The sequence below is a fragment of the Peptoniphilus grossensis genome (assembly GCF_001940285.1).
GTDB lineage: Bacteria > Bacillota > Clostridia > Tissierellales > Peptoniphilaceae > Peptoniphilus_A > Peptoniphilus_A faecalis.
This window is the reverse complement of sequence record NZ_MJIH01000001.1, coordinates 314,323-340,448: the sequence shown is the minus strand read 5'-3', so window position 1 is coordinate 340,448 and position 26,126 is coordinate 314,323. Positions and strand designations below refer to the sequence as shown.

26 protein-coding genes are annotated in these 26,126 nt (G+C 30.6%); 17 read left to right on the top strand and 9 right to left on the bottom strand.

Going from position 1 to position 26,126, the window contains the following annotated elements:
* The first annotated feature begins 315 nt into the window (after nucleotides 1-315).
* The gene (locus BIV18_RS01675) at nucleotides 316-1,758 is read left to right on the top strand and encodes a carbon starvation CstA family protein (RefSeq protein ID WP_075659003.1); all 1,443 of its coding nucleotides are present in this window, start codon (nucleotides 316-318) and stop codon (nucleotides 1,756-1,758) included.
* A gap of 543 nt (nucleotides 1,759-2,301) precedes the next feature.
* On the opposite strand, the gene rpmB is transcribed toward BIV18_RS01675, so the two are convergent.
* The 9 genes from rpmB to lepB all read right to left on the bottom strand — a co-directional run bounded on the left by rpmB (nucleotide 2,302) and on the right by lepB (nucleotide 10,470).
* Nucleotides 2,302-2,493, bottom strand: a complete 192-nt coding sequence (gene rpmB / locus BIV18_RS01670; protein WP_075659002.1) for a 50S ribosomal protein L28 — start codon at nucleotides 2,491-2,493, stop codon at nucleotides 2,302-2,304.
* A gap of 370 nt (nucleotides 2,494-2,863) precedes the next feature.
* Nucleotides 2,864-3,457: a response regulator transcription factor gene (locus BIV18_RS01665; RefSeq protein ID WP_075659001.1), complete on the bottom strand. Its 594-nt coding sequence runs from the start codon at nucleotides 3,455-3,457 to the stop codon at nucleotides 2,864-2,866.
* Nucleotides 3,435-4,037, bottom strand: a complete 603-nt coding sequence (locus BIV18_RS10865) for a sensor histidine kinase (RefSeq protein ID WP_235860756.1) — start codon at nucleotides 4,035-4,037, stop codon at nucleotides 3,435-3,437. The genes BIV18_RS01665 and BIV18_RS10865 overlap by 23 nt, the downstream gene beginning before the upstream one ends.
* Before the next feature lie 561 nt (nucleotides 4,038-4,598).
* A complete protein-coding gene (locus BIV18_RS01655; protein ID WP_075659000.1) occupies nucleotides 4,599-5,237 on the bottom strand; it encodes a hypothetical protein in 639 nt (212 codons plus the stop codon).
* Nucleotides 5,234-5,947, bottom strand: a complete 714-nt coding sequence (locus BIV18_RS01650; protein WP_075658999.1) for a beta-carotene 15,15'-monooxygenase — start codon at nucleotides 5,945-5,947, stop codon at nucleotides 5,234-5,236. Before BIV18_RS01650 ends, BIV18_RS01655 begins: the two co-directional genes overlap by 4 nt.
* Nucleotides 5,944-6,606, bottom strand: coding sequence for an ABC transporter ATP-binding protein (locus BIV18_RS01645; protein WP_075658998.1), 663 nt, complete (start codon nucleotides 6,604-6,606; stop codon nucleotides 5,944-5,946). Before BIV18_RS01645 ends, BIV18_RS01650 begins: the two co-directional genes overlap by 4 nt.
* A 371-nt stretch (nucleotides 6,607-6,977) precedes the next feature.
* Nucleotides 6,978-8,117: a radical SAM family heme chaperone HemW gene (gene hemW / locus BIV18_RS01640; RefSeq protein ID WP_075658997.1), complete on the bottom strand. Its 1,140-nt coding sequence runs from the start codon at nucleotides 8,115-8,117 to the stop codon at nucleotides 6,978-6,980.
* Nucleotides 8,104-9,915, bottom strand: coding sequence for a translation elongation factor 4 (gene lepA / locus BIV18_RS01635; RefSeq protein ID WP_075658996.1), 1,812 nt, complete (start codon nucleotides 9,913-9,915; stop codon nucleotides 8,104-8,106). Before lepA ends, hemW begins: the two co-directional genes overlap by 14 nt.
* 30 nt (nucleotides 9,916-9,945) lie before the next feature.
* Nucleotides 9,946-10,470, bottom strand: a complete 525-nt coding sequence (lepB, locus tag BIV18_RS01630) for a signal peptidase I (RefSeq protein ID WP_075658995.1) — start codon at nucleotides 10,468-10,470, stop codon at nucleotides 9,946-9,948.
* Between the two features lie 238 nt (nucleotides 10,471-10,708).
* Here lepB and BIV18_RS01625 point away from each other — a divergent pair, with 238 nt between their 5' ends.
* From BIV18_RS01625 to BIV18_RS01550, 16 genes are all read left to right on the top strand, one after another.
* Entirely contained in the window at nucleotides 10,709-11,086 is a 378-nt protein-coding gene (locus tag BIV18_RS01625; RefSeq protein ID WP_075658994.1) for a RidA family protein, read from the top strand.
* Nucleotides 11,087-11,091: 5 nt separating this feature from the next.
* A complete protein-coding gene (locus tag BIV18_RS01620; RefSeq protein WP_075658993.1) occupies nucleotides 11,092-12,198 on the top strand; it encodes an alanine racemase in 1,107 nt (368 codons plus the stop codon).
* Between the two features lie 21 nt (nucleotides 12,199-12,219).
* Nucleotides 12,220-13,047, top strand: coding sequence for a carbon-nitrogen hydrolase family protein (locus tag BIV18_RS01615; protein WP_075658992.1), 828 nt, complete (start codon nucleotides 12,220-12,222; stop codon nucleotides 13,045-13,047).
* A gap of 31 nt (nucleotides 13,048-13,078) precedes the next feature.
* The gene (locus BIV18_RS01610) at nucleotides 13,079-14,482 is read left to right on the top strand and encodes a Na+/H+ antiporter NhaC family protein (RefSeq protein ID WP_075658991.1); all 1,404 of its coding nucleotides are present in this window, start codon (nucleotides 13,079-13,081) and stop codon (nucleotides 14,480-14,482) included.
* A gap of 23 nt (nucleotides 14,483-14,505) precedes the next feature.
* The gene (locus tag BIV18_RS01605) at nucleotides 14,506-15,171 is read left to right on the top strand and encodes a helix-turn-helix transcriptional regulator (protein ID WP_075658990.1); all 666 of its coding nucleotides are present in this window, start codon (nucleotides 14,506-14,508) and stop codon (nucleotides 15,169-15,171) included.
* Nucleotides 15,172-15,754: 583 nt separating this feature from the next.
* A complete protein-coding gene (gene hrcA, locus BIV18_RS01600) occupies nucleotides 15,755-16,777 on the top strand; it encodes a heat-inducible transcriptional repressor HrcA (RefSeq protein WP_075658989.1) in 1,023 nt (340 codons plus the stop codon).
* 37 nt (nucleotides 16,778-16,814) lie between these two features.
* Nucleotides 16,815-17,360 (top strand): nucleotide exchange factor GrpE, encoded by a 546-nt coding sequence (gene grpE / locus BIV18_RS01595; protein WP_075658988.1) that lies wholly within the window; start codon nucleotides 16,815-16,817, stop codon nucleotides 17,358-17,360.
* A gap of 26 nt (nucleotides 17,361-17,386) precedes the next feature.
* The gene (gene dnaK, locus BIV18_RS01590) at nucleotides 17,387-19,213 is read left to right on the top strand and encodes a molecular chaperone DnaK (protein ID WP_075658987.1); all 1,827 of its coding nucleotides are present in this window, start codon (nucleotides 17,387-17,389) and stop codon (nucleotides 19,211-19,213) included.
* A 162-nt stretch (nucleotides 19,214-19,375) separates the two neighbouring features.
* Nucleotides 19,376-20,506: a molecular chaperone DnaJ gene (dnaJ, locus tag BIV18_RS01585; protein ID WP_075658986.1), complete on the top strand. Its 1,131-nt coding sequence runs from the start codon at nucleotides 19,376-19,378 to the stop codon at nucleotides 20,504-20,506.
* A gap of 74 nt (nucleotides 20,507-20,580) precedes the next feature.
* Nucleotides 20,581-21,483: a 50S ribosomal protein L11 methyltransferase gene (gene prmA / locus BIV18_RS01580; protein ID WP_075658985.1), complete on the top strand. Its 903-nt coding sequence runs from the start codon at nucleotides 20,581-20,583 to the stop codon at nucleotides 21,481-21,483.
* Nucleotides 21,476-22,165 carry an RsmE family RNA methyltransferase gene (locus BIV18_RS01575; RefSeq protein WP_075658984.1) on the top strand — a complete coding sequence of 230 codons (690 nt, stop codon included), beginning with the start codon at nucleotides 21,476-21,478 and terminating at the stop codon, nucleotides 22,163-22,165. Before prmA ends, BIV18_RS01575 begins: the two co-directional genes overlap by 8 nt.
* Nucleotides 22,165-23,463 carry a tRNA (N(6)-L-threonylcarbamoyladenosine(37)-C(2))-methylthiotransferase MtaB gene (gene mtaB / locus BIV18_RS01570; RefSeq protein WP_075658983.1) on the top strand — a complete coding sequence of 433 codons (1,299 nt, stop codon included), beginning with the start codon at nucleotides 22,165-22,167 and terminating at the stop codon, nucleotides 23,461-23,463. The genes BIV18_RS01575 and mtaB overlap by 1 nt, the downstream gene beginning before the upstream one ends.
* Nucleotides 23,464-23,847, top strand: coding sequence for a DUF1284 domain-containing protein (locus BIV18_RS01565; protein ID WP_075658982.1), 384 nt, complete (start codon nucleotides 23,464-23,466; stop codon nucleotides 23,845-23,847). It begins immediately after the preceding gene.
* Between the two features lie 2 nt (nucleotides 23,848-23,849).
* Nucleotides 23,850-24,188 carry a histidine triad nucleotide-binding protein gene (locus BIV18_RS01560; protein WP_075658981.1) on the top strand — a complete coding sequence of 113 codons (339 nt, stop codon included), beginning with the start codon at nucleotides 23,850-23,852 and terminating at the stop codon, nucleotides 24,186-24,188.
* A 184-nt stretch (nucleotides 24,189-24,372) separates the two neighbouring features.
* On the top strand, nucleotides 24,373-25,224 hold the full coding sequence (locus BIV18_RS01555) for a patatin-like phospholipase family protein (RefSeq protein ID WP_075658980.1): 852 nt from the start codon (nucleotides 24,373-24,375) through the stop codon (nucleotides 25,222-25,224).
* A gap of 4 nt (nucleotides 25,225-25,228) precedes the next feature.
* Nucleotides 25,229-25,987, top strand: a complete 759-nt coding sequence (locus tag BIV18_RS01550; RefSeq protein ID WP_235860755.1) for a TVP38/TMEM64 family protein — start codon at nucleotides 25,229-25,231, stop codon at nucleotides 25,985-25,987.
* Nucleotides 25,988-26,126: the final 139 nt, after the last annotated feature.

The window sequence follows — 26,126 nt, the reverse complement described above, 5'->3', positions numbered from 1 at the left end:
CCTGTACATTATGATGATATTTCGCTTATTTTTTAAGTCCAGCCTAATTACATTCTTTAATATCTGCCTATTTCATTTTATTAGCTCTTTATAATTCTTAAGTTCTTGTCCCTAGAATATTTTTTTAAACTAAAATTGAAGTTTTTGAAGAAATTGTGTCAAAGTACAAAAATGTAAAATATGTCTTGATAGTTGAGAAAATCCTAAAAAACATGAAAGATTAGGTTGTATTTTTAAAAAAAATAATATAATTAAGAGAATTAAGTTGAGGTGTTTTTTAACTCAATTTTAAATTTTATACGAGGAGGTAAGAATATGACAACATTTCTCATTGGCTTAGCTATTTTAATTATCGGTGGCTTTGCCTATGGACGATTTGCCGAGAAAGTATTTCAACCGGATGATAGGGAGACGCCAGCGATTAAAAATCAAGATGGTGTCGACTATGTTCCCATGGGCAAAAAAAAGAACGCACTTATTGAATTATTAAACATTGCAGGAACTGGACCGATCCTAGGTCCAATTCAAGGGATTCTCTTTGGACCTTTGGCTTTTCTTATGATTCCAATTGGATGTGTTTTTGGTGGAGCTTTACACGACTATATGAGTGGCATGATTTCAATTCGCTCAGGTGGTGAACAAATGCCGGGACTCATTAAGCGCAATCTTGGGGGTAAGGTATACTCTATCTACAATATTTTCGTAATAATTCTCATGGTTCTTGTAGGTGCAGTGTTTATTTATACTCCCGGAGATTTAATAGTAACTAATGTATTAAAACAAGAAGCAGTGTCCACAAACCCCGTTGTTTGGATCGTTTATGCTTGTATTTTTGCTTACTATATTGCGGCAACACTCTTCCCAATCGATAAGATAATCGGTAGAGTATATCCTATTTTTGGCGGCATCTTATTACTTTCCGCCGTTGGTATTTTCTTCGGTTTATTTTTTAAAGGCTATCAACTAGATAATTTGGATTTGAGCAATCTAAACACACATCCAAATGGAACACCGATTTTACCAGTGTTCTTTGTAACTGTTGCTTGCGGAATCGTGTCAGGATTCCACTCTACACAAGCGACTTTAATAGGTCGTTCTGTAAAGAGTGAAGGTGAAGGTCGTTTCGTATTTTACGACATGATGATCCTAGAAGGTTTTATCGCTATGATATGGGCGGCAGCTGCAATGGGTATTTACAACAAGGGTATAGACGCTGGTCTCATTGGAAAACCTGCGGTTATAGGTCTTGTTGCAAATGATATGCTTGGTACAGTGGGAGGTTTAATTGCCATTATTGGCATTATCGTTCTTCCAATCACTTCTGGAGATACGGCACTTCGTTCTGCACGACTTATGATAGCAGATCACTTAAACATTCCGCAAAAAACCATGAAGAGCAGATTAAGTCTTTCCATAGGTATGTTTATATGCGTACTAGTTATCTTAATCTTTGCAAAATTGAGTCCAAATGGATTTAATGTTTTGTGGCAATACTTCGCATGGGCTAACCAAACGATCGCCGTATTTGCCTTCGCCATGATTTCCATTTACTTACAACGTCATGGTAAAGCATTCCTAGTATCCTTGATTCCTGGTATGTTTTACGTCTACGTCATTACAGCCTATATTATGGGTGCTAAGATTGGATTTAACTTGCCTTATATGATGGCAAATATAATAGGTGTTACAGTTGCCATCCTTTACGCTTTTGTTGTCTATAAAGAAGGTGACAAGCAAAAAGTTTTAGCAAGAGCATAGGATTTATAGAGCGCGTTTATACGCGTTCTTTTTTTAGCTTTATAATTCGGCTCTATAATATCTGTTGGGGAGTAAATCTCTAACAGATATTTTTATGTAAAAAAATTGCACTTATACGCATTTAGTCCTAAACTTAAAATAACAACAAACTTTGTTAGGAGGTGCATATAAGTGCAAAATAATAATAACATGAATTTGTTGGGTTTTAAAGATGTAATTTTTGATAATTTTTGTGAGGATAAGGAATTTGTTCACATTCATGCTACTGTTAGCAAGATGTCTACTTGTTAAATAGTGGCTCTAAAAAGATTTGATTTCAAGACTAAGGGTCCAAAGAATTGAGGATTAACATATATTGATAAAAAAAGAGAGACTCATTATTTGAGCCTCTCAATATTTGACATAGAGTCAAAAAACTCCACCACTATTAGGTTTTTTTGGTTTAGTTTAAAGGTAAAGGATATTATAAAATTTGAAATAAAGAACTCTTGCATTGCAATATGTAACTTATACATAAAAAAAGGATCTTTTTAAGACCCTTAATTATATAGCTCTTTCGACTTTACCAGATCTTAAACATCTAGTGCACACGTTGATTCTTTTTGTTGATCCATTAACTACAGCTTTAACTCTTCTAATGTTAGGAGACCAGCTTCTGTTAGAACGAGAGTGAGAGAAAGAAATTCTATTACCAAATTTTTTTTCTTTTCCACAAATTTCACATCTTTTAGCCATAACGCACCTCCTTTAGTTATTAAGCAACAAATATTCTATCAAAAATTGCTGCTAAGTGCAAATATTTTTTTCAATATGTTTTTATTTTACACTAAATTATTATTTTTTACAAAGGATTTTTCAAATTGTAACGAGATAATATATATTATATAAATAAAAAATAGATAGTGCTTTAATACAATGTAATTTAACAAAAAGTATAGAAGAAGCTCTCTATGTTAATAATAATTGGCAGTAGTATATGTTAGATGTAAATTAGATGAAAGTAAGAGATAAATATTTAGAAAAAGAATATTTGAGCAATACTACAAACTTAACAAAATGGAGATGAAAATTTTAAATTCTAAACAATTTTAAAAATATATGATTTTCACATAACTGGATTGATGTATCCAATTTCCATTGCTTTATTATAAGCTTCGACAATATTTTTAGCTTGCAACTTGTGATAAATGTTAGCTATATGATTATAGAGAGTTCTCTCACTTATAAATAGCTTCATGGCAATATCTTTTTTACTTCCACCTTTTATTAACTCTTTCAACACTTCAATTTCACGATTTGTTAATGGATTAATTATTGATTTGTTCATTTTTTTATAGTTGCCATTATTTACATTTTTTATTCTTTCTAAAAGTTCGTGGGTTTCAACAGATTTATTTATAAAATCTTTTACTCCTAACTTAAAAGCCATATCCTTATAATTATCTAAATCATAAGATGTTAAAACTATTATCTTTTGTTTGGGATTATAATCAACCAAATTTTTAATTAAATCAAGACCAGTCTTATCATCTTTTAAATTTATGTCGATTAAAAAAATATCATAGGCATTTTTTTGTATCATTTTTAGAAAATCTTGAGCTTTTGATACATAATCACATAAAATATCATCTTGCTCTTCTAAAAGCATCTTAAGAGACTCCCCAAATATTTTATGATCATCCAACAAAATAATTTTCATCTCTTTCCACCTCCAAGCAAACTTTTGTTGAAAGTATATCCTTATTTAATCCATAAGAAATATTTCCCGCATTTGAATCTATCAAAAGTTTAAGTAGCAAGACTCCTCTTTTAGAGTCCTTGATTTTATTAAAATCAGCGGGACTATTACCATCACTATCCATTTTTATTATTACAAAATTTCCTTTTTTATAAAGTTTATAATTTAAATATTTTGCATCTGAATGCTTATAAACATTATTTATAAGTTCCTTTGATATTATTGAAATCAACCTAATTAATTTTTTATCTTCTGTTAAATCACTATCGATAAGTTTAGTAATTTTAATATTTTTATTTGGATATAAAGAAGATACATTATCAAATATTGCAGATAATGATGTTTCCAGATTAGCTTTTTCAAATAAAGAAGATTGATAGAATTTCATGATATTTCTTGCTTTCTTTTCAAGACTAGTCAAAATCTTTTTTGAATATTCTATATCAGGATTTTTGGAAGAAAGGTAATTTTTACTTGCAAATATATCTTGTAAAATATCGTCATGTATAATTCTTGCAAATTCATCTCTTTCACTAGCCATATAGTCTGATAGGTAATAGAGTTTAAAGGTTCTCTCAAAAGCTAATTCTTTTTCCTTTAAAAATAAGATAAAGAAAAATTCTGTAATAAGAAAGATTATCTGAGTGAATATATTTATCATTACCGTATCTATATCAAATAAGTAAATCAAGACAAAAATAAAAAATACAAGTCCAATAGTAAATATTTGGGTGGATTTTCTAGATATAGGCAAGATATTTATATATTTTACATTATCTAAAATTATGTAGCTTTTAATAAATATGCTTGTTGATATAAGACTTATAAGAATAAGGGCGACCTTATAAGGCAAGGCACTTATTAAAATCAAGCTTAAGGGTAATAGTGATGTGAAAATTACCAAAATAGAAAAAGGTTCTGGTATTTTTTTATTTGAAATTTATGTGTATATAAGTCCGTATAATGTAAAAAATAAAATAAGCGAAATTGCATTTAAAATTGAGTCCTCCTCTACTAACATTTTGTTTTTAAAAAGAAGGCCCCAAAATAAAATTATCATTAAATGGCTGATTACAATTTTTTCTAATTTCTTATACATATCTCAATAGTAGCTAACTACAATCCTTTCTTTATTAGTTTTTATACCCAAAAATAGATTTATTGATACTAAGACAAAAAACTTACTTAATAAATATAAAGACAGCTTATTTGTAAAATTATATACTAGTGAGGATATAACCATAATTCCTATAAATAGCCCTACAAGCCTAATATGAAGAGAATTTATTTTGTTCATATTAATGGTATCAAGTATAGTTAATACTACGACCAATGTATATAATAGGCTTGATAAGATTAAGTTTAGCATGACTAGATAAGATAATTTAACTTTTAGTAAATTTAATACTAAACTTGGGAGAAGTATAATAAATGAGCTTATATATATGCTGATAAAATACTTGCCTAGAATTTTTTTCATAGGAAATCCATTTGCAAGTAAAAATTCAAGCTTTTTGCTAATCTTATCTGCTGCCAAGGTATTTTTAGCGAGTTCTATTCCAAATATTACAAAAAGTATTAAAATTCCATCAATTTTAATTATATCTATGACCTTATTTATTTCTTGGCTTCCTTCATCAACAAAAAACAGAGCCATAAAGGTGCATAAAAATGCCATAAATGACATTAAGAAAGCATTTTTGCCTAGTAATTTTTTTAGATCATCAATAACTAATTTCATGACCATGAACCTTCTTTATTAATTACAGATTCATTGTTTATCTTGCTTAAATCTTTCATGGAGGAGATTGCAAAGATTAATCCCAATCCTAGATTTATCCCTAATATTATATAGATAAGGTTTAGATTATATCTTTCTATTAATGAGAGAATCTTCTCTGAAAATGTGCCTATCATGTAAATTAAAATTGTTGTTCCAAAGAAAACTATATTTTTGAAAAACTTAAAGTTTTTTTGGGATAAACTTATAAGATTAAAAAATAGTATTTCAAAATAAGTCATTCCTATCATTGTCACAAATATACCCACAATCCACTTAAATTCGATTTGAAAGTCTACTAGGACATAAGTTAGAAAAAACAACATAAAGGGAACAATGGAAGATAGTCTCCACATTTCTATCCCATAGGCTTTAATCACATCTTTTATATTTACTCCTGATGCTAGGATAAATTCTATACGTTTATTTAATTTATCCTTGACTGTTAAATTGACAACCATAGAATTAGACATAATTAGTGAAATTCCAAGCATTAATACATATAGCATTAATATAATATAATCATTTCCTCTAGAATCAAAGATCCCCTTATATAGTAAAAAAATAAAGCCAAGGGAAATCAAAGTAAATAATAATAAATTTAAAATAAAATCCTTGTCTTTACTTAAATAGTACCTACAGGCTCTATTGATATTCATCTTATCATTCATTTTGTACCTTCCTCTATAAATAAATCTTCCAAACTTTCTCCTTTTATTTCAGAAATATCTTTTGTAAAAAGTAGCTCTCCTGATTTTATCATAGATACCTTATCTGCTACTTTTTCAATTTCTGACAGGTCATGACTAGTAATTACGATGGTCTTACCTTCATCCTTTAGTAATTTTATGAGTTTTCTAATCTCAACTCTTGATATTGGATCTACTCCACTAGTAACCTCATCTAAAAATATTATCTCTCTATTCATCATTACAATAATTAGTAAAGACAATTTCCTCTTCATACCTTTAGAATATGTAGAAACATTCCTATTCAAATCCTTTGTAATTTCCAATAAATCAGAATATTTTTTATAATTTTTAGGCTTATATCCAAAATATAAACCGTATAATTTAATGTTTTCAAGTCCTGTCTTGTCTTCATACAAATAGTCATTTTCAAGTAACATTGACATACTACCTTTAATCTTAACTTCTCCACAATCTTCATCATAAAGATCTGTAAGTATTCTAAATAGAGTTGTCTTACCAGATCCATTTGGTCCAACAAGGGCATGCACTGTATTTTCTTCAATTTCTAAAGAAAAATTGTTGAATAGCTTTTTGTTTTTAAAATTTTTACTCATATTTTTTACTTCGATTACATTCATATTAAAAACCTCCTGATTCATAATTAAATTTATTATTAAACTAAAGATAGATTTCAAGTTAAAACTATAATTTAAAGCCAATTAAAATTTGTATTTAAACCTATTAAAAGTTAATATATCGTACAAATAGCACATAGTTTACAATAATTTCTCGGGGATATAATTTTTGATTTCATATTCTCGCCTCAATATGTTTTATTTTATGCTATTATAAATTTTATTACGTGAGTAAATACTGCAAACTTAATAAAAAAAAGCAGTCCTAAGACCGCCATAATTTTTCCACACCTTTGCTATGTTTTTTTACAAGTTTTAGTTCATACTTTCAATTGTTTTTTACAAGTCGCAGTTTTGTGCATTTAGCTTTATTTTTACTTAAAAAAATCTAGTTCTACTTGATTTGATAAATCTCTTCCCCTTTCAGTGAGATAGATTTTATTTTCACTAATATTTATTAATCCAAGAACAATATTTTTTTCGATTTCACTTTCATAAATTTTAAAAAAATCTTTTTGGAATTTTTCCTTAAATTCATCTATATCTATCCCTGAATTAAGTCTAAGCCCCAACATTATAAATTCATTAATTCTATCGATTTCAGATAATTTTTCAGAAAACTCTATGGGCAAATCATTTTTATCAATTGAATTATAATAATTTTTAAAATCAGAAAAGTTTCTGTATCTTAAATTTTTTATATTTGAAGAAGCCTCTAGCCCAAAGGAAATATAATCCATTAGCTTCCAATAAATTAAATTGTGCCTACACTTAAATCCCTTTTTCGCAAAATTTGAAATTTCATATTGATGGAGACCAGTTTTTTCAAATTCTTTGACTACATAGTGATACATTTTTCTATCCTCAAGTTCATTAGGGAAGTCTAGAGGATTTTTTTTGTGTGCTTTATAAAGAATTGTACCTTCTTCTAAAATCAATGAGTAATAAGAAATGTGAGGAAGATTTAATTTTTTTACTTCATCAACTGATTTTAATATATCAGAAAACTTTTGTGATGGAAGTGCAAGCATTAAATCTAAATTTATATTTGTAAATCCTGCAATTCTTGCATTTTCAATAGCTTTATAAATATCAGCAGAGTTATGAATTCTTCCAATTTTTTTTAATATTTCATCGTTAAAGGATTGTGCTCCAATGGAAATTCTATTAATGCCAGAATTAAAAAAGATCTCTGCTTTTCTTCTTGTGAGAGAATTGGGATTGGACTCTATTGTAATTTCTGCGTTTTCACTAAAATCATAATTTTTTAAAACGCTTAAAATTCTCACAATAAATTTCTCGTCCACAGAAGAAGGAGTACCGCCACCAATAAAAATAGTGTCAATAGTTCTTTCTTTTAAAATATTTTCCTGTAATTTTATTTCTCTTTCTAAATAATAAAAATATTTTTCTTCATTTTCTTTATTTAAAAGAGAAGAGCAGAAGTCACAATAGTAACATCTACTCTCACAAAAGGGTATATGAATATAAATTGAAATTTTATTTTTCTTCATCGTATTTTAATACAGACAAGAAAGCATCTTGTGGAATGTCAACATTACCTACAGTACGCATTCTCTTCTTTCCTTCCTTTTGTTTTTCAAGGAGTTTTCTCTTTCTAGAGATATCGCCACCGTAACATTTAGCAAGGACGTCCTTTCTAAGGGCACGAATAGTTTCTCTTGCAATAATTTTATTTCCTATTGCAGCTTGAATTGGTACTGCAAATTGGTGTCTTGGTATTACATCCTTTAATTTTTCACAAATTTTTCTTGCACGAAGGTAAGAATTTGATTCGTGAACAATTAATGAGAAAGCATCTACAAGCTCTTCATTAATTAAAATATCAAGCTTAACGAGATTAGATTTTTCATAGCCAATTAATTCATAATCATAGGATGCATAGCCACGAGTCTTTGATTTAAGTGCATCAAAAAAATCATAAATTACCTCATTTAGAGGCATGTTATAAGTTATAAGTGCTCTAGTTTCTTCTAAGTATTGCATATCTTTAAAGACACCACGCCTATTTTGGCATAGTTCCATAACTTGACCAACATAATCTGTTGGAGTCATAATTTCTGCTTTTACAATTGGTTCTTCCATGTAATCAATTTCTGTTGGATCAGGCAAGTTTGATGGATTTTGAATAGAAATCATCTCGCCATTTTTTTTCATTACATTGTAAATAACAGATGGAGCAGTAGTAACAATATTTAAATTAAATTCTCTTTCTAGTCTTTCTTGGATAATTTCCATGTGAAGAAGTCCTAAGAAGCCACATCTAAACCCAAACCCAAGAGCAACAGAAGTTTCTGCTTCAAAGTCTAGGGCTGCATCATTTACTTGTAGTTTTTCTAAGGCGTCGCGAACATTGTTGTATTCTTCGCCTTCGCCAGGATACACACCACAGAATACCATTGGTACAACTTTTTTATATCCAGGCATGGGATCACTTGTTTTATTATTTTTTAAAGTGATAGTGTCGCCAACTCTAGCGTCTTTGACATTTTTAATTGAAGCAGTTATAAAACCAACTTCGCCTGCATTTAAAGAGTCAAGAGGAATGTGACCATTGGAAGTTACTCCAACTTCAACTACTTCAAAAGTTTTACCTGTAGCCATCATAAGTATTTCATCACCTGGTTTTACTGAGCCGTCAATGATTCTAACGTGGCAAATTACTCCTCGATAAGAGTCATAAATTGAATCAAAAATTAGAGCTTTAAGAGGGGCATTGTAGTCGCCACTTGGTGCAGGAATTTTATCTACAATTGCGTGAAGTACATCGTCAATTCCAATACCTTCTTTTGCAGAAATAAGTGGAATGCCTTCAGTGTCGATGCCAATAATATCTTCGATTTCTTGTTTTATCTCATCGGGTCTTGCACTTGGAAGATCAATTTTATTTATCACTGGAACAAGTTCAAGGTCTTGATCAATAGCAAGATAGACATTTGCAAGAGTTTGAGCTTCAACGCCCTGTGAAGCATCTACAACTACAATGGCACCTTCGCAAGCAGCAAGGGAGCGAGAAACTTCGTAGTTGAAGTCAACATGCCCTGGAGTGTCAATTAAGTTTAAAATATACTCTTTGCCATCTCTATCATCTTTATATATAAGTCTAATAGCTTTTAATTTAATTGTAATTCCTCTCTCGCGTTCAAGATCCATGGAGTCGAGGACTTGATCGTCCATTTCTCTTTTGGTGAGCATTCCAGTTGACTCAATGAGTCTGTCGGCAAGAGTGGACTTGCCGTGATCAATATGTGCTATTATTGAAAAATTTCTAATATTATTTTGATTTCTCAAATTTTTACCTCCGTATTTTAGGGGATATTTTTATTTTATCAAAGTTTCAATTTTCCCTCTACTTTTAAGAGGTAAAATTCTGTAGACTGCCGCTGATTTTATTCTTTTCTTTTCGATTGGTCCAAAGTATCTCGAGTCAACACTCATGCCCGGCAGCCTGTTATCTCCCATTACAAAATATTCATTATCTTTTAGTATAAAACTTTTTTGGTCAGATTCTGTGACATCAGTTGAAGTGTAGTTTTCTTTTAATAGACTTCCATTTAAATAAACTTTTCCTTCTTTAAACTCAATTGTGTCGCCAGGCTTTCCAATAAGCCTTTTAATGTAATTCCTATTGTCGTTTGGTGCGTCAATTACAACAATTTCGCCTCTAGGTATATCAGTGAACCTTTTATAAGAAAGACAAATTAACTTATCTTTTTCATTTAATGTTGGGTGCATGGACTCTCCATTAACAACAGCTATATTAAAAATAAAATTCCTCACAAATAGTGCAATTAAAACTGCAGCAACAATTGTAAGAATAAAAGACAAAGTTTCATTTTTTTTCAATTGAATCATCTCCAATTACTAATTTTAACATAAATATATAGAAGATTGGAAAATTTTTGATTTATTAAAATAAATTGAATTTTATAATATTAAAAAATTTAATACCTATAATGCAATATCTACACAAATTCTAAAATTTGATAAGATAATATTAAAATCATTAAAATATAAATTTTTATTGAAATATAAAAAAATATATGATATCGTATTCTTAACAAATAACAAAGAGGTGCAAAATATGAAAAAAATAGAAACAGAATATTCTGTAAGAGATGGAGGACATTATACTCCAGGAATGATACACAATGGAACTCTTTATATTTCGGGTCAATTATCTCATAATCCTAAAACAGGAAAAAAGCCTGAAGGCATAAAAGCTCAAACAAAACAAGCTTTATTAAACTTAGAATTGGTTTTAAAAAACGCTGGATGTACAAAAAATGATGTACTATTCTGTAGAGTTTATATACCAGATGTAAAATTATGGGGAGACTTAAACGAAGTATATGCAGAATTCTTTGAGAATCATAAGCCATCAAGAGTGGTAGTACCTTCTAATAATCTATATGATGATTGTTTGGTAGAAATTGAAGCAATTGCACAAGTAAAGGAGTAATAATTATGAACTATATGGAAATAGACACACCTGCACTTATCGTAGATTACGATATTATGATGAACAATATAAAAACTGTTCAAGACTATGCTAATTCAAAAAATGTGAATTTAAGACCTCATACAAAAACACACAAATCTCCACATATTGCAAAATTACAAGAAGAAGCTGGAGCTAAGGGAATTGCTGTTGCTAAGCTTGGAGAAGCAGAAGTAATGGCTGAAAATGGTTTGAAAGACATTTTTATTGCAAATGAAGTTGTAAGTCCAAATAAATTAGAAAGAATAAAGAAATTAATAGAAAGTATTGATATTTCTTTTGGATTAGACAGCATAGAAGCAGCAAATATTATTGAAGATGTTTTTAAAGATTCTAATAATAAAGCTGTAGTTTTAATTGAAATAGAAGTTGGAGAAAATAGATCAGGAATTATTGAGGAAGATGACTATAGAGATTTATTAAGTCACTTAAAAAATAATTGCCCTCACATTAGACTAAAGGGAATATTTTCGCATGATGGTAATTCATACAATGCTGAGAGCCTTGAAGAATGTAAAAGAATTCACTTAACTTCACAAGAAAGAACTTTAAAGTTCGCAAAAATTGCCGAAGAAATGGATATGCCTTTAGAAACAGTAAGTGTTGGTTCCACACCATCTATGCTAAATGATTTTCCTATTTTAGATGGAATTACTGAAATCAGACCAGGAACTTATATTTTCATGGATGCATCTATGAAAAATGCTTGTAAAAATTGTGATACCGCCGCAACTATTTTAGCTTCAGTTATTAGTAGACCAACTGATGAAAGAGTAATCCTTGATGTTGGGGCAAAAGGTATTACAATGCAGACAAGAACTAAAGGTATAACAGCGGTTGAAGGTATGGGGCAAATAAAACAATTTCCAGGAGTGAATATCTTTGATGTATATGACGAGCATGCAATTATTTATGATAAAAATATGAGAGATTCTGTAAAAGTTGCAGATAAAGTTGAAATTATTCCAGTTCACATTTGTCCAGTAGTTAACCTACATGAAAAAGCATATTTTGTTTCAAAAGGGGAAGTTATTAAGGAAGTCCCAATATTAGCAAGAGGTAAATTATCATAATTTAATTAGGAGGATTTATTGATGACAAAGTTTAAGATTGCCGCAATACAAATGCTTACGAATACAGACAAGAAAGAAAATTTAAAATCTGCAAAAGGGTATATAAAAAAAGTGGCAGAAGAGGGTGCAGATATTGTTGTTTTAGGAGAAATGTTTAACACTCCTTATATAACATCAAATTTTCCAATTTATGGTGAAATTGGAAAAGGAGAGTCTTGGCAAGCTTTATCTGAAGCTGCAAAAGATAATGATATCTACGTCGTAGGAGGAAGCATACCTGAAAAAGATGAAGAAGGAAGAATTTTTAATACTAGCTTTGTTTTTGATAGAGAAGGGAATCAAATAGCAAGACATAGAAAGATGCATCTTTTTGACATTGATGTTGAAGGAGGGCAAACTTTTAGGGAATCTGATACATTAACTGCAGGTGATGAAGTAACTGTATTTGATACTGAGTTTGGAAAAATTGGTCTTTGTATATGCTATGACTTTAGATTTCCTGAGCTTTCAAGGCTTATGGTAAATGAAGGTGCAAAAGTTATTATTGTACCTGCAGCTTTTAATATGACAACAGGACCAGCACACTGGGATATACTTTTTAGAACAAGGGCATTAGATAATCAAGTCTATACAATAGGTGCAGCTCCCGCAAGGGATTCTCGTACAGGATATACATCTTGGGGACATTCAATGATAGTTGATCCTTGGGGAAAAGTAATAAAGCAGTTAGATGAAAAAGTTGGTTATTTTATAGAAGAAGTTGATTTAAATTATGTAATTCAAGTAAGAGATGAATTACCTATGTTAAATCAAAGAAGATTAGATTTATATGAATTAAATAAAAAGTAAAATCAAAATTTATTATAGTTAGGAGAAAATTATGACAGACAAAAATTTTAACAAAAAAACTGCGTTTATTTCTCTACTTCCTTTCCTAGTATTTGTTGGAATAATACTAGGAGGAGGTATAATTTTAGGTACATTAGGATATGATAGACCTTTCAATCAAATAAATGCATCCGTAGCTTTGTTTATTGCCATTATATTTGCTATAGCAGTATATAAAGGGAGTATAAATGAAAAGTTAGATTCCTTTGTAAAGGGATGTGCAGATGAGGATATAATTATAATGGTTATGACTTGCTTCTTAGCGGGAGCTTTCTCATTTGTCGCAAATGCAATGGGTGGAGTCGATTCAGTTGTTAACTTTGGCTTAACTTATATACCACCACGTTTAATAACACCAGGGATATTTTTAATAGCAGCATTTATGTCTTTTGCTATTGGATCATCATCTGGGACTACTGCTGCATTAGGGGTAATCGCTTTCTCGATAGGAAAACAAGCAGGACTTAATGTACCTATAATTTTAGCAGCGGTAGTGTCAGGTGCTTTTTTTGGAGATAACTTAAGTGTTATTTCAGATGTCAGTATTGTAACTGCCAGAACTCATAAAATTAAACCAGTGGAAAGAGTTAAAATTAATGCGGTAATGGCAGTAATTTCAGCTATACTGACAGCTATAGTCTATTATATAATAGGTAAGCCTTCAACTATTGTCGAGATAGAAGCAGGCACATATAGCTTATTTAATATTATACCATATATAGTTGTTTTAATGGGAGCTTTAGCAGGATTAAGTTTCTTTGTAGTTCTAACTTTTGGAATTTTAGTTGGAGGAGCTATTGGATTTATAAATGGAAGCTTAAACTTTCTTACATGGGGAGAAGCTATATTTAATGGATTTGCTGACATGCTCACTATTGTAATGCTGGCAATTCTTATTGGCGGACTTTCAAGAATGATGAGAGAACAAGGTGGATTAAAACTTATAATGAGTTTTATTGAAAGATTTATTAAAAATAAGAAATCAGCTGAGTTAGGAATGGCAGCTATTGTTGGTTTAGCTGATGCAGCAGTTGCAAATAATACAGCTGCACTTATTGTTACAAGTGATGTTTCTAGACAATTATCTAAGGACTATAAAGTTGATCCTAGAAGAGCAGCAACAATTACTGGAGTTTTTGCATGTGTTGTCCAAGGTTTACTGCCATATGGAAATCAAATTTTGTTAATAAGTGCATTAGCAGAGTCTACTGTAGCTCCGATTGAAATTGTTCCACACATGTGGTATGTTATATTTTTAGGAATAACGACCATAATATCAATATATATTCCATATGCTGATAAATCAATTGAACAGGATCCATGGGATTGGAATTATGATGCACCGAAATCTAGAATAAATTACGAAACAGGTGAAGTTGATTCAGCAGGATTTTAACTTGAGAGAGAGGGAATTTTAAATTGCACGATTATAAAATCAAGGATGTTTTAAAGCCATATATAGCTGTATGTGAAACGATAGGCAAGACTTTTGGAAATCAATGTGAGGTGGTCCTACATGATTTGTCTCAGCCTGAAAATTCAGTTGTTTATTTAGTTAATCCAAATGTAACTGACAGAAAAATAGGAGATACATTTGACTATTTGATGAATAAGATATTGTTAAAAGAAAAGTTCAATAAAGATACTTTAATAAACTACTATTTTACCGCAAGGAATGGATCTAAAATAAAATCATCGACAGTATTTTTGAGAGATACAAATAAAAAAATTATTGGAGCGATTTGTATAAATATAAAAATAGATATGTTCAATCAAATACAAGAAATGCTGGATTATTTCACAGGGAATAACAATCAACAAAATACAAATAAGTTCGATATTTCTCAAATAGAATCAATAGAAGATGTAATTGATGAGATAATAAGTAAAATAATTCCAGAAAACTCCACAAATCTATCTAAAGCTAGAAAAAAAGAGATTATTCAATTCTTAGATGCAAAGGGAGTATTCAATTCAAAAGGCACAATTGATAAAGTAGCTTTACAATTAGGAATATCTAAAGTTACTGTTTATTCCTATATGGATGAATTGAAAAAAGATAGACTTGATTATGATAATATATAAGGGGATGTTGTAAAAGTCCAAAATAAAAAACTCGTCTCAGATTGTAGATAAACTCAGGAGTACTCCTGAGTTTGTGGTTCTATAAAAAGTTTTGTGTATCAGCTCTTCCTGATAGGATGTGAGCTGATATTTTTTTTAAATATCTTAAATTTCACATTTTTGCCTAATTGCTTTTTAAAAAATTTGGAGATTTTTTATCAAGAGCTGGTCGCAAGACTAGGGTGAATCCTTTACTTTTGATAAGAAAATTCAAATTTTTTATTATTGTTGAGACATTTTTATTATTGTTGAGACAAAAAATTAGATTCTGCTTTCAAAAAATATTGTTAATTGCGACAATATCTTATCTCATTCCCTCATTCGAGTGGTTCACTTACTTGGTGCATCTACCATAGCTAAATACAAGCTTTTTTATAAGGCATAGTCATTAGGAAATATGGTTTTATTTCTGTAACATATGTCTTTACAGTTAAGAAAAAATAATAAAAAATTTTTGAAAATTCCTTGACAAATAGGAGAGAAGAGGGTACTATATAAATAGATTAGCACTCAACACCAATGAGTGCTAATAAAGGAGGAAATTATGGATGCTAGAAAAATAAATATTTTAAATGCCATAATTGAAGCATATATCGATATGCCAACTCCCGTCGGGTCACGAACTCTATCTAAAGAATATCATCTTGGAGTTAGTTCTGCGACTATAAGAAATGAAATGGCAGATCTTGAAGATCTTGGTTTTTTAAATAAGCCGCATCAATCAGCGGGAAGAATTCCTTCTGATAAGGCTTATAGATTTTATGTTGATGAAATTTTTAAAAGTTTTAGCGAATTTCATGATATAGATGCTTCTAAAAAAATCAAAGACAGAATTTTATATACTTCTAGAAATTTAGAAGACTTTTATAAAAATTCAGTTAATTTGCTCGCCAACATCAGTAATTGCACGGCATATTTAATTACACCACAAAAGGCTGATACTAAAATAAAAAGACTTACTCTTGTAAAAATCGATAGAAATACGGCACTCTTGGTCTTAATAGGCGATAAGGGAGTAATAGAAAGATATTTTTTAGAAATAGAAAATATTTCTGATGAAGATTTTTATTATATTGAGAAAGTTTTAAATGAAAAAATGTCGGGAATTGACTTTGACAAAATTGAATCACTTAAAATTTCTCTTTCCGATAATATGATTAGATATGGGAATTTTATTTCCAATGTTGTAAAAATCGCAAGTGAATTTAATAAAAAGGTCTCATCCATTGAAATTTATTATGATGGTCTCACTAATATTTTGAATTTTGACGAATATAGGGATCTTGACAAGGCTAAAGATTTTATGAGTTTAGTTGAGGATAGAGATAGTTTATTTCAAATCTTAAAAGATGATAATTTCACAGGAGATGTGGAAGTAATAATTGGTTCAGAAAATAGTGCAAGTTTAATGAAAGAAAATACTATTATTAGAGCACCCTTTACTAAAGATTATGGTATCTATGGAAGTATTGGAATTATTGGACCAGTTAGGATTGATTATATGAGATTGGTCAAGGTCGTTAAAATTTTTAGTGATGCACTTACTAGAGGATTAAAAGAAATGTGAGGGAGTACATGACAAATGATGATATAAAAAAGAAGATATAAAAAAAGAAGAAGATATTAAAGAAGAAGCTGTTAATGAAAATAATAATATAAATAATGAAAATATTAGTGATGATACGAAGACAGAAGAGGATTCTGAAAAAATTATCGACTACGAAAGTGACGATGAAAAGTATCAAGCACTAACTGATAAGTTTATGAGACTTCAAGCTGATTTCGCAAATTACAAGAGAAGAACTGAAGCTCAAAAGGCTGAATATATTGAACTTGGAGTTAAAAAGGTTGTAAACGACTTACTTCCTGTCATTGACAATTTTGAAAGAGCAATGAATTCTATTGGTGATAGGGATTCAACTTATGACGGGATAATGATGATAAAGGATCAACTTACTGAAGTACTTAAAAAGGAAGGTATTGTTGAAATGAAGGCTCTGGGTGAAGAATTCGACCCAATGTATCACCACGCAGTGCTCACTGAAGATTCTGATGAATACGACAGTGGCTATGTAATTGAAGTTTTACAAAAAGGTTATTTAATTAATGACAAAACGCTAAGACCTGCAATGGTCAAAGTTTCACAATAAGTGATTTATTTAGGAGGAAATTTATTATGGGAAAAATAATTGGTATTGATTTAGGAACAACTAACTCTGCAGTAGCAGTAATGGAAGGTGGAGACGCTGTAATAATTCCAAACATTGAAGGTAATAGAACTACACCTTCTGTTGTAGCTTTTACTAAAGATGGTGAAAGATTAGTAGGAGAAACTGCTAAGAGACAAGCTATTACAAACCCTGACAGAACTATCTCTTCTATTAAGAGACACATGGGTTCTGACTTTAATATAAAGATAGATTCAAAAACTTATACACCACAAGATATTTCAGCTATGATTTTACAAAAATTAAAATCTGATGCAGAGTCTTATCTTGGAGAAAAAATTACTGAAGCGGTTATTACAGTTCCAGCTTACTTTACAGATGCTCAAAGACAAGCAACTAAAGATGCAGGAAAAATCGCAGGTCTTGATGTGAAAAGAATTGTAAATGAACCAACTGCGGCTGCTCTTGCTTATGGAGAAGATAAGGATACAGAGGCACAAACTGTAATGGTTTATGACCTTGGCGGTGGTACTTTCGATGTTTCAATCCTTGAACTTTCTGATGGAGTATTTGAAGTACATGCAACTCGTGGTAATAATAAATTAGGTGGCGATGACTTTGACAACAGAGTTATCGATTATATTGCTGAAGAATTTAAAAAAGAAAATGGAATTGATTTAAAGGCTGATAAGATGAGTCTTCAAAGACTTAAAGAAGCTGCTGAAAAAGCTAAGAAGGAGCTTTCTTCAACATTGTCAACTAATATTAATCTTCCATTTATTACAGCATCACAAGCTGGTCCACTTCACTTAAATATGGATTTAACTCGTGCTAAATTTGATGAACTTACAGCTGATCTTGTAAAAATGACGGAAGGACCTGTTAAAGATGCATTATCAGATGCAGGACTTTCTGCAAAGGATATAGATAAAGTTCTTCTAGTTGGAGGTTCAACAAGAATTCCAGCAGTGCAAGAATGTATTAAAAAGTTGACTGGAAAACAACCACAAAAAGATATTAACCCAGATGAATGTGTTGCTCTTGGTGCAGCAATTCAAGGTGGAGTTCTATCAGGTGATGTAAAAGACTTATTATTACTTGATGTAACACCACTATCTCTTGGAATTGAAACTATGGGTAATATTACTACAAGACTTATTGAAAGAAATACAACTATTCCAACTAAGAAGTCACAAGTATTTACAACTGCAGCAGATAATCAAACTTCTGTAGAAATTCACGTACTTCAAGGTGAAAGACAAATGGCTAAGGACAATGTAACTCTTGGTAGATTTACACTTGATGGTATTGCACCAGCAAGAAGGGGAGTGCCACAAATCGAAGTTACATTTGACATCGACGCAAATGGAATTGTAAATGTAAGCGCTAAAGACCTTGGTACAGGTAAGGAACAACACATCACAATTACATCTTCTACTAACCTAAATGAAGAAGAAATCGAAAAGAAGGTTAAGGAAGCTGAAATGTATGCGCAAGAAGATGCTAAGAAGAAGGAATTAATTGAGGCAAAAAATAACGCCGATTCAATTATTTATCAATCTGAAAACACATTAAAAGATGTTGAAGGTAAAATTTCTGATGCTGATAAGACTAAGATTGAAGATGCAATCAAGAGCCTTAAAGATGTAAAGGATGGCGAAGACCTTGAAGCTATTAAGTCTAAGACTGAAGAGTTAACTCAAGCTTTCTATGCAATCTCTGAAGAAATTTATAAACAACAAGGTGCACAAGGACAAGCTGGATCATCTGAAGCAAAAAATGATGATGATGTAGTTGATGCAGACTATGAAGTTGTAGATGATGACGAAGAATAATAATTAAATAGAATTGTTGCAGTTTAGGCTGCAACTTTTTTTATGTTTAAAAATTAATTTATTTTATTTTTGATAATTAATTTATAGATTTTTAGCAAATTTTAAAATAAACTTTATTTTTTCAAGACTTTATATTAGAATGGAAAACTAATGAGGTGGAAGATGAGAAATTTTTATGAAATTCTTGAAGTTAAAAAAAATGCAACCAAAGAGGAATTAAAGAAATCTTATAAAAAACTCGCAAAAAAATATCATCCAGATCTAAATCCAGGAGACGAAATTGCAGAGGCAAAATTCAAAGAAATTTCTTATGCCTATGAGGTTCTTTCTGATGACGAAAAAAGGCAGATTTACGATGTCTATGGAGAAGAGGGTTTAAAAGGCAATGTTGGAAGCTCTGGGACTAGTGGTTTTGGAGGATTTTCTGATATTTTTGACGATATTTTTGATATTTTTGGCGGTTCTAGGTCTAATAGATATGAATATGAAAATAGAAGGAACATGCCAAAGAAGGGCCCAGATACTAGAGTGGATGTAACTTTGGATTTCTTTGAAGCAATTTTTGGCGTTGAAAAAGAAATCACTGTAAAGGTAAAGGAAGAGTGTGAGCATTGTAAGGGAAGCAAAATGGAGCCAGGAACAGAAAAACACAAATGTGACAAGTGTAATGGAACTGGTCAAGTAACTTCAGAACAAAACACACCTTTTGGCAGATTTGTTAGGACTTCATCTTGTGACAAGTGCAATGGAACTGGCGAAGTAATAGAGAAACCATGTAAAGAATGTGGAGGCAAAGGTTCAGTATTAAAGAGCAAGAAATTAAAAGTAAATATTCCTAAGGGTGTAGACAATGGTAATATTATTTCGCTAAGAGGTCAAGGTTCCATTGGTGAAAATGGCGGCGAAAATGGAGATGTTTTTGTCTACATTAGAGTAAGATCTGATGCAGTTTTTAAAAGAGATGGCAACGATATTTATCTTGACATTCCAATTTCTTATCCAGATGCTGTCCTTGGAGCAAAGATAAAAGTTCCAACACTTAAAAAGATAGTTGATTATGAAATACCTAAGGGTACAACTGGCGGCACTGTCTTTAGATTAAAGGGAGAAGGCGTTCCCTATGTAAATAGGGAAAATCAAAGGGGAGATCTTTTCTTCAAAGTTAATATTATTATTCCAAAGAAAGTATCTGATGAACAGAGAAAACTTTTGGAAGAATTAAGAGAAACTGAGCCAGAAGTTGAAGAAAACAAAAAGTCATTTTTAGACAAGTTAAAGGATTTATTTGACTAATGCGGATCATTGATTCGCATTTTTTAAATTGTATAAAAATTTAAGGTAATATATAATGAGTTCAGGTGATTAGATTGAAATACATTGAAATGACAATAGATACTTCAAAGGATAAAAAAGATTTAATAGAAGGTATTCTTTTTGACTATGGAATTTATAACTGTGAAGAAGTTTCCAGCGATTTATTTGAGGAACTTGACCAAGATGAAAAAGATTGGGATTTTATAGATTATCCTCTTTTAAATTCAGATAAAAAAATTTTTGAAATAAAAGTTTATCCAGAAAATTTAGAAGATGCTAAAAAAATAAAAACAGAAATTGAAGATAAAAATTTAGGAAGCTTGACAATAGAAGAAAAAGATGACGAGGATTGGGCTAATAACTGGAAAAAATATTACAAACCTCTTGAAATCGGAGAAAGTTTAGCAGTAGTACCTGAATGGGAAGAGTATGAAAGTGAAAGAAAAATTATAAAAATAAATCCAGGAATGGCATTTGGTACAGGAACTCACGAGTCAACTTATATGTGTCTTGAGCTTTTAGAAAAATATGTGCGTGAAGACGATGAAATTTTTGACATTGGATGTGGGTCTGGAATACTTGCAATTGCTGCACTAAAACTTGGAGCAAAAGAAGCTCTTGCCATAGATATTGACGAGAAGTGCATTAAAGCATCTTATGAAAACGCAAAATTAAATGATGTAGCAGACAAAATGAAAATCAAAAAGGGCAATCTTCTTGACATCGTAAAGGGAAGGGCAGATTTAATTGTTTCAAACATAATTGCAGAAATAATTGTTGATGAAATTAAAAATTTGAAAAATCACATGGATGATGGTGGAATTTTTATAACTTCAGGAATTATTAAAGAAAGAAGACAAAGGGTGATCGACGCTCTAGAAGACAATGGATTTGAAATAGTAGATGAAGTTGAAAAAAATGACTGGGTTGCCATTGTGGGAAAATTAAATGTATAGATTTTTTGAAGATAGAAAATTTGAAGGAAACACAAAATTAAAGGAAGAAACTCTCCATCATCTAAAAAATGTAATTAGAATAAATGATGGTGAAGAGTTTCAAGTTGTTTTTGAAGATGGAATTTTTTCCTTTGCATATTTTGATAAAAAAATAAAAAAAATTGGCAAAATAGAAAATTCAAACGAATCAAAAGTAAGACTTTCTTTATTTTTTGGTGTTTTAAAAAATAATAAATCAGAAGATGTGTTGCGCCACGCAACAGAAATAGGAGTGAGCGATTTTTACCCGGTTTTAATGGATAGGACAATTTCTGACCTTTCAAAAAAGGCGGACAAGAAAAAAGAAAGATTTCAAAAAATTGTGGAGTCTGCGGCAAAACAATCTAAGAGAGATATTATTCCAATAGTTCACGATATAATAAAGACTGATGATATTTTAAAATTTAAGGGAGACATAGTCCTTTGCTATGAAGATGAAAATAAAAATCAGCTTGGAGAAATTATATCAAATTTAGGCGACAATATAGGGCTTGTAATTGGACCTGAGGGCGGAATATCGGATAGAGAACTTAAAGTTTTAAAGGATGCAAAAAAAGTTGGTCTCGGAAAGCGAATTTTAAGAGCAGAAACAGCTGCAATCGCTGCATCTTTTTATATAATACATGCGAAGGAGTGTGAGTAATGGAAAAAACTTTTTCAATTTTAACTCTTGGCTGCAAAGTAAATCAATATGAATCAGAAGCCATGAGCGAAATTTTTGAAAAGAGGGGATATAAACAAGTTGATAATGATGAATTTAGCGATGTTTACATTGTAAATACTTGCACGGTTACAAATTTATCAGATAGAAAATCTAGACAATTTATTAGAAAATCAAAAAAGAAAAATCCAGACTCTGTAATTGCAGTTGTGGGCTGTTATTCACAAGTGAGTCCCGAGGAAGTTAAAAATATTGATGGTGTAGATGTCGTGATTGGAACTACTGAAAGAGATAAAATTGTTGATTTAATAGAAGAGTCAAGGGAATCTCATAAAAAAATAAATATTGTAAGGGATTTAAAAAACATTCGTGAATTTGCAAATACTACAAACTTTGACAGCAACAACAGAACTCGTGCTTACATGAAGGTACAAGATGGATGCAATAGATTTTGTACTTATTGTATAATTCCCTTTGCAAGAGGTCCAATTAGATCTAGGACAATTGAAGATTCTGTGAGAGAAGCAAAGACACTTGCTAATCGTGGCTTTAAAGAAATTGTCTTGACGGGAATTCACATTGGATCTTTTGGGATGGATATGGGCGATATTAGGTTAATAGATTTAATAGAAAGTATTGCAGAAGTTGATGGATTTGAGAGGATTAGACTTTCATCTGTTGAGCCAATAATTATTTCACAGGATTTTATGAAAAGAGCAGTAAAGACTGGAAAACTTTGTGATCACTTTCATTTGTCCTTGCAAAGTGGATCAAATAATATCCTAAAGGCAATGAACAGAAGATATACTAGAGAAGATTATATTGAGAAAGTAAGTATTATTAGAGAATATATGCCAAATGCAGGTCTTACTACTGATATAATTGTGGGATTTCCTGGAGAGAGCGAAAAAGATTTTGAGGACTCAATGAAAATAGTGGAGGAAGTTGGTTTTTCGAGGATTCACGTTTTCAAATATTCTAAGAGAAAGAACACAAAGGCAGCTTTAATGCAAAACCAAATTGATGGCAATGTGAAAAAAGAAAGGTCAGAAAAATTAATTGCCCTTGGAGAAAAGTATCAAGAAATTTTTGAAAAGGAAAACATGAAAAAATCTCAATCGGTTTTATTTGAAGAAGAACATGATGGAGAGTATTATGGCTACACGACAAATTACATTAGAGTTAAGACAAAAAGTGATGCAAATTTAAAAAATAAAATAAAAAATGTAAAAATTTTAGATACTGGTGAGATTGCAAACTGTGAAATTGTTGGTGATTAAATGTTAAAAATAAGAGCACATCATTTACTTTGCACAGAAAATTTTGTAAACGAAGGTTATAGCGAAGACTTTTCAAAAAACATGGGTGAAGTTATAGAAAAATTGAGGGAAAATTCAGAGGTAAAATTAATAAAAGATCTAGACGATATTTGTAAACACTGTCCAGAAAATCTTGGAGATCACTGCAAGAATGATGAAAAAGTAAAGGCCTATGACGAGAAAGTTTTAAAAGTTTTAAATTTAAGTTCAGATGAAAAATATTTTTGGAGTGACATTAGAAATTTGACCTGTGATATAATATTTGATAGAGATAGGCGAGAAGAAATTTGTAAAGATTGTCAGTGGAATGAGCTTTGCAAAGAAGTTGAAACTATGAGGAGGTAATAATGGACTGTTTATTTTGCAAAATAATAAGTGGAGAGATCCCTTCAGACAAAATTTATGAAGATGATCTTGTGTATGCTTTTAGAGACATAGACCCGCAAGCTCCAACCCATTTTTTAATTGTGCCAAAGGAACATATTGCATCGGCAGATGAACTTGAAGAAAGGCATAAGGAATTAGTAGGTCATGTATTTTTAATTGCAAAAAAAATTTGTGCTGAAGAGGGACTTACCAAGGGCTACAGAATTGTAAATAATTGTAAAGAAGATGGGGGTCAGAGTGTAGATCATCTTCACTTTCATGTACTAGGTGGAAGAAGTTTAAAGTGGCCACCAGGCTAATTAATGATAAACTTAAGAAGGATTAATGCTATGAGTTTTACTTATAGCATTTTTTCAAATATTTAATTCATTTTAAAAAGTTTAAGCACTTTTATGTCTTTGACCATATTAAATTTAACAAATATCTTATATACTATATATAAAACTAATAAATTTTTAAGTTAATAAAGAAAGAAGATGAATTATGAAGTTAGGATTTGTAGATGTAGGCGGTGGGACTCGTGGAATTTATGGTGCAGGAGTTTTCGATTATCTAATGGAAGAAAACATTGGCGGCGATTATTTTATTGGTGTGTCAGCAGGTGCTGCTAATGGTGCTTCCTTTCTTGCAAAGCAACCTAGGAGGAACTTTGTATTTTACAACAATTATGCCTTTCGAAAAGAATACATGAGCTTCAAAAATTATCTAAGGACTGGATCATATATTGATTTAGATTATATTTATTCAGATCTCAGTGGTTCTAATGGGGAATATCCTTTAGATTACAAAACACTAAAGGAGAATCCAATGGACTTCGAGATAGTTGCAACAGATGCTAGCACTGGAAAAGCAAAATATTTTAGCAAAAGTGATCTTACAATAGATAATTATGATCCGATAAAGGCATCTTGTTGTGTGCCAGTTCTTTGTGAGCCTTATAAAATAAAGGGCATTCCCTATTTTGATGGAGGATTAAGCGATCCCATTCCCTTTAAAAGAGCCTTTGATGCGGGTTGTGACAAAGTAATTATAGTTCTTACAAGACCAAGAGATTATTTTAGAGAAGCAAGAAAAGATAAAAAATTTGTCAGAATTTTAAGAAAAAATTATCCAGTAGTTGCAAAAACATTTGCAAGAAGGTCGCATGTATATAACGAAAGTTTGAGAGAAGCAATTGAACTTGAGGAGGAAAATAAAGTTATAATTGTCGCTCCAAAATATATTGGTAATTTAAAAACTTTGACACAAGATCATGTGCAATTAGAAAACCTCTACGAAATGGGAAGAAGAGATGCAAAAAACATTCTTACTTTAGAAAATATTAATAGAAATTGAGTTGATGACTAAAATGGGCAAAATCAAATCAAAAATACATTCTATTAAAGACAATAATCTAAAAAATAATAAAAATTTTAACGAAAAAGATGAAAACATTAAAAGAAGATTTAGAAAAATTCAAGTAGTTGCATTAATTTCTTTTGCATCTATTTTAATAGTTCTACTTCTAACACGAAGTGGAAATGTAAGTATAGAGAGTATTACAGAAAAATCTTTAGGCAATCCAAAAAGAGCAATTATTTCTTTAATAAGCCTTTTTGCAGTAAAAAGTTTAACTATAATTATTCCTCTTCCATCACTATATGTTGCAAGCGGAATATTGTTTAAACCAATAAAGGCAGTTTTAATAAGCTATTTGGGACTTGCAGTTACACTTACAATACCCTTTGTCCTTGGAAGGTGGTCTGGAACAGAAGAGATAGATTATATTAAAAAGAAATATCCAAAAATAGAAAAAGTAATTGAGATACAGAAAAAAAATGAATTTTTGGCAAGTTTTATAATACGATTAATTGGGTGGTTTCCCTGCGATATATTGAGCTTTTACTTTGGTGCATGCAAGACAAACTATTTAAAATATATAGTATCTTCACTTCTTGGATCTTCCATAGGAGTGATAACAAACACATTGCTTGGAGATGTGATATTAAATCCACTATCATGGCAATTTATAGTCATGTTAGTTATAAAAATTTTGATATCATTAACAGTTTTAGGAATAACTTATTTACTAAATAAAGATAAAAATTTTAAAAAATAAAAATTGTAATATGATAAGACATATATTACAGAAATAAAAATAGAGAGGTACCTTTGATACTATATAATTAAACTTAAAAGAGTATCGAAAGGAGTCCTCTCTGTGGCGATATAACCAAAATGAAATATTGTTAAATGTT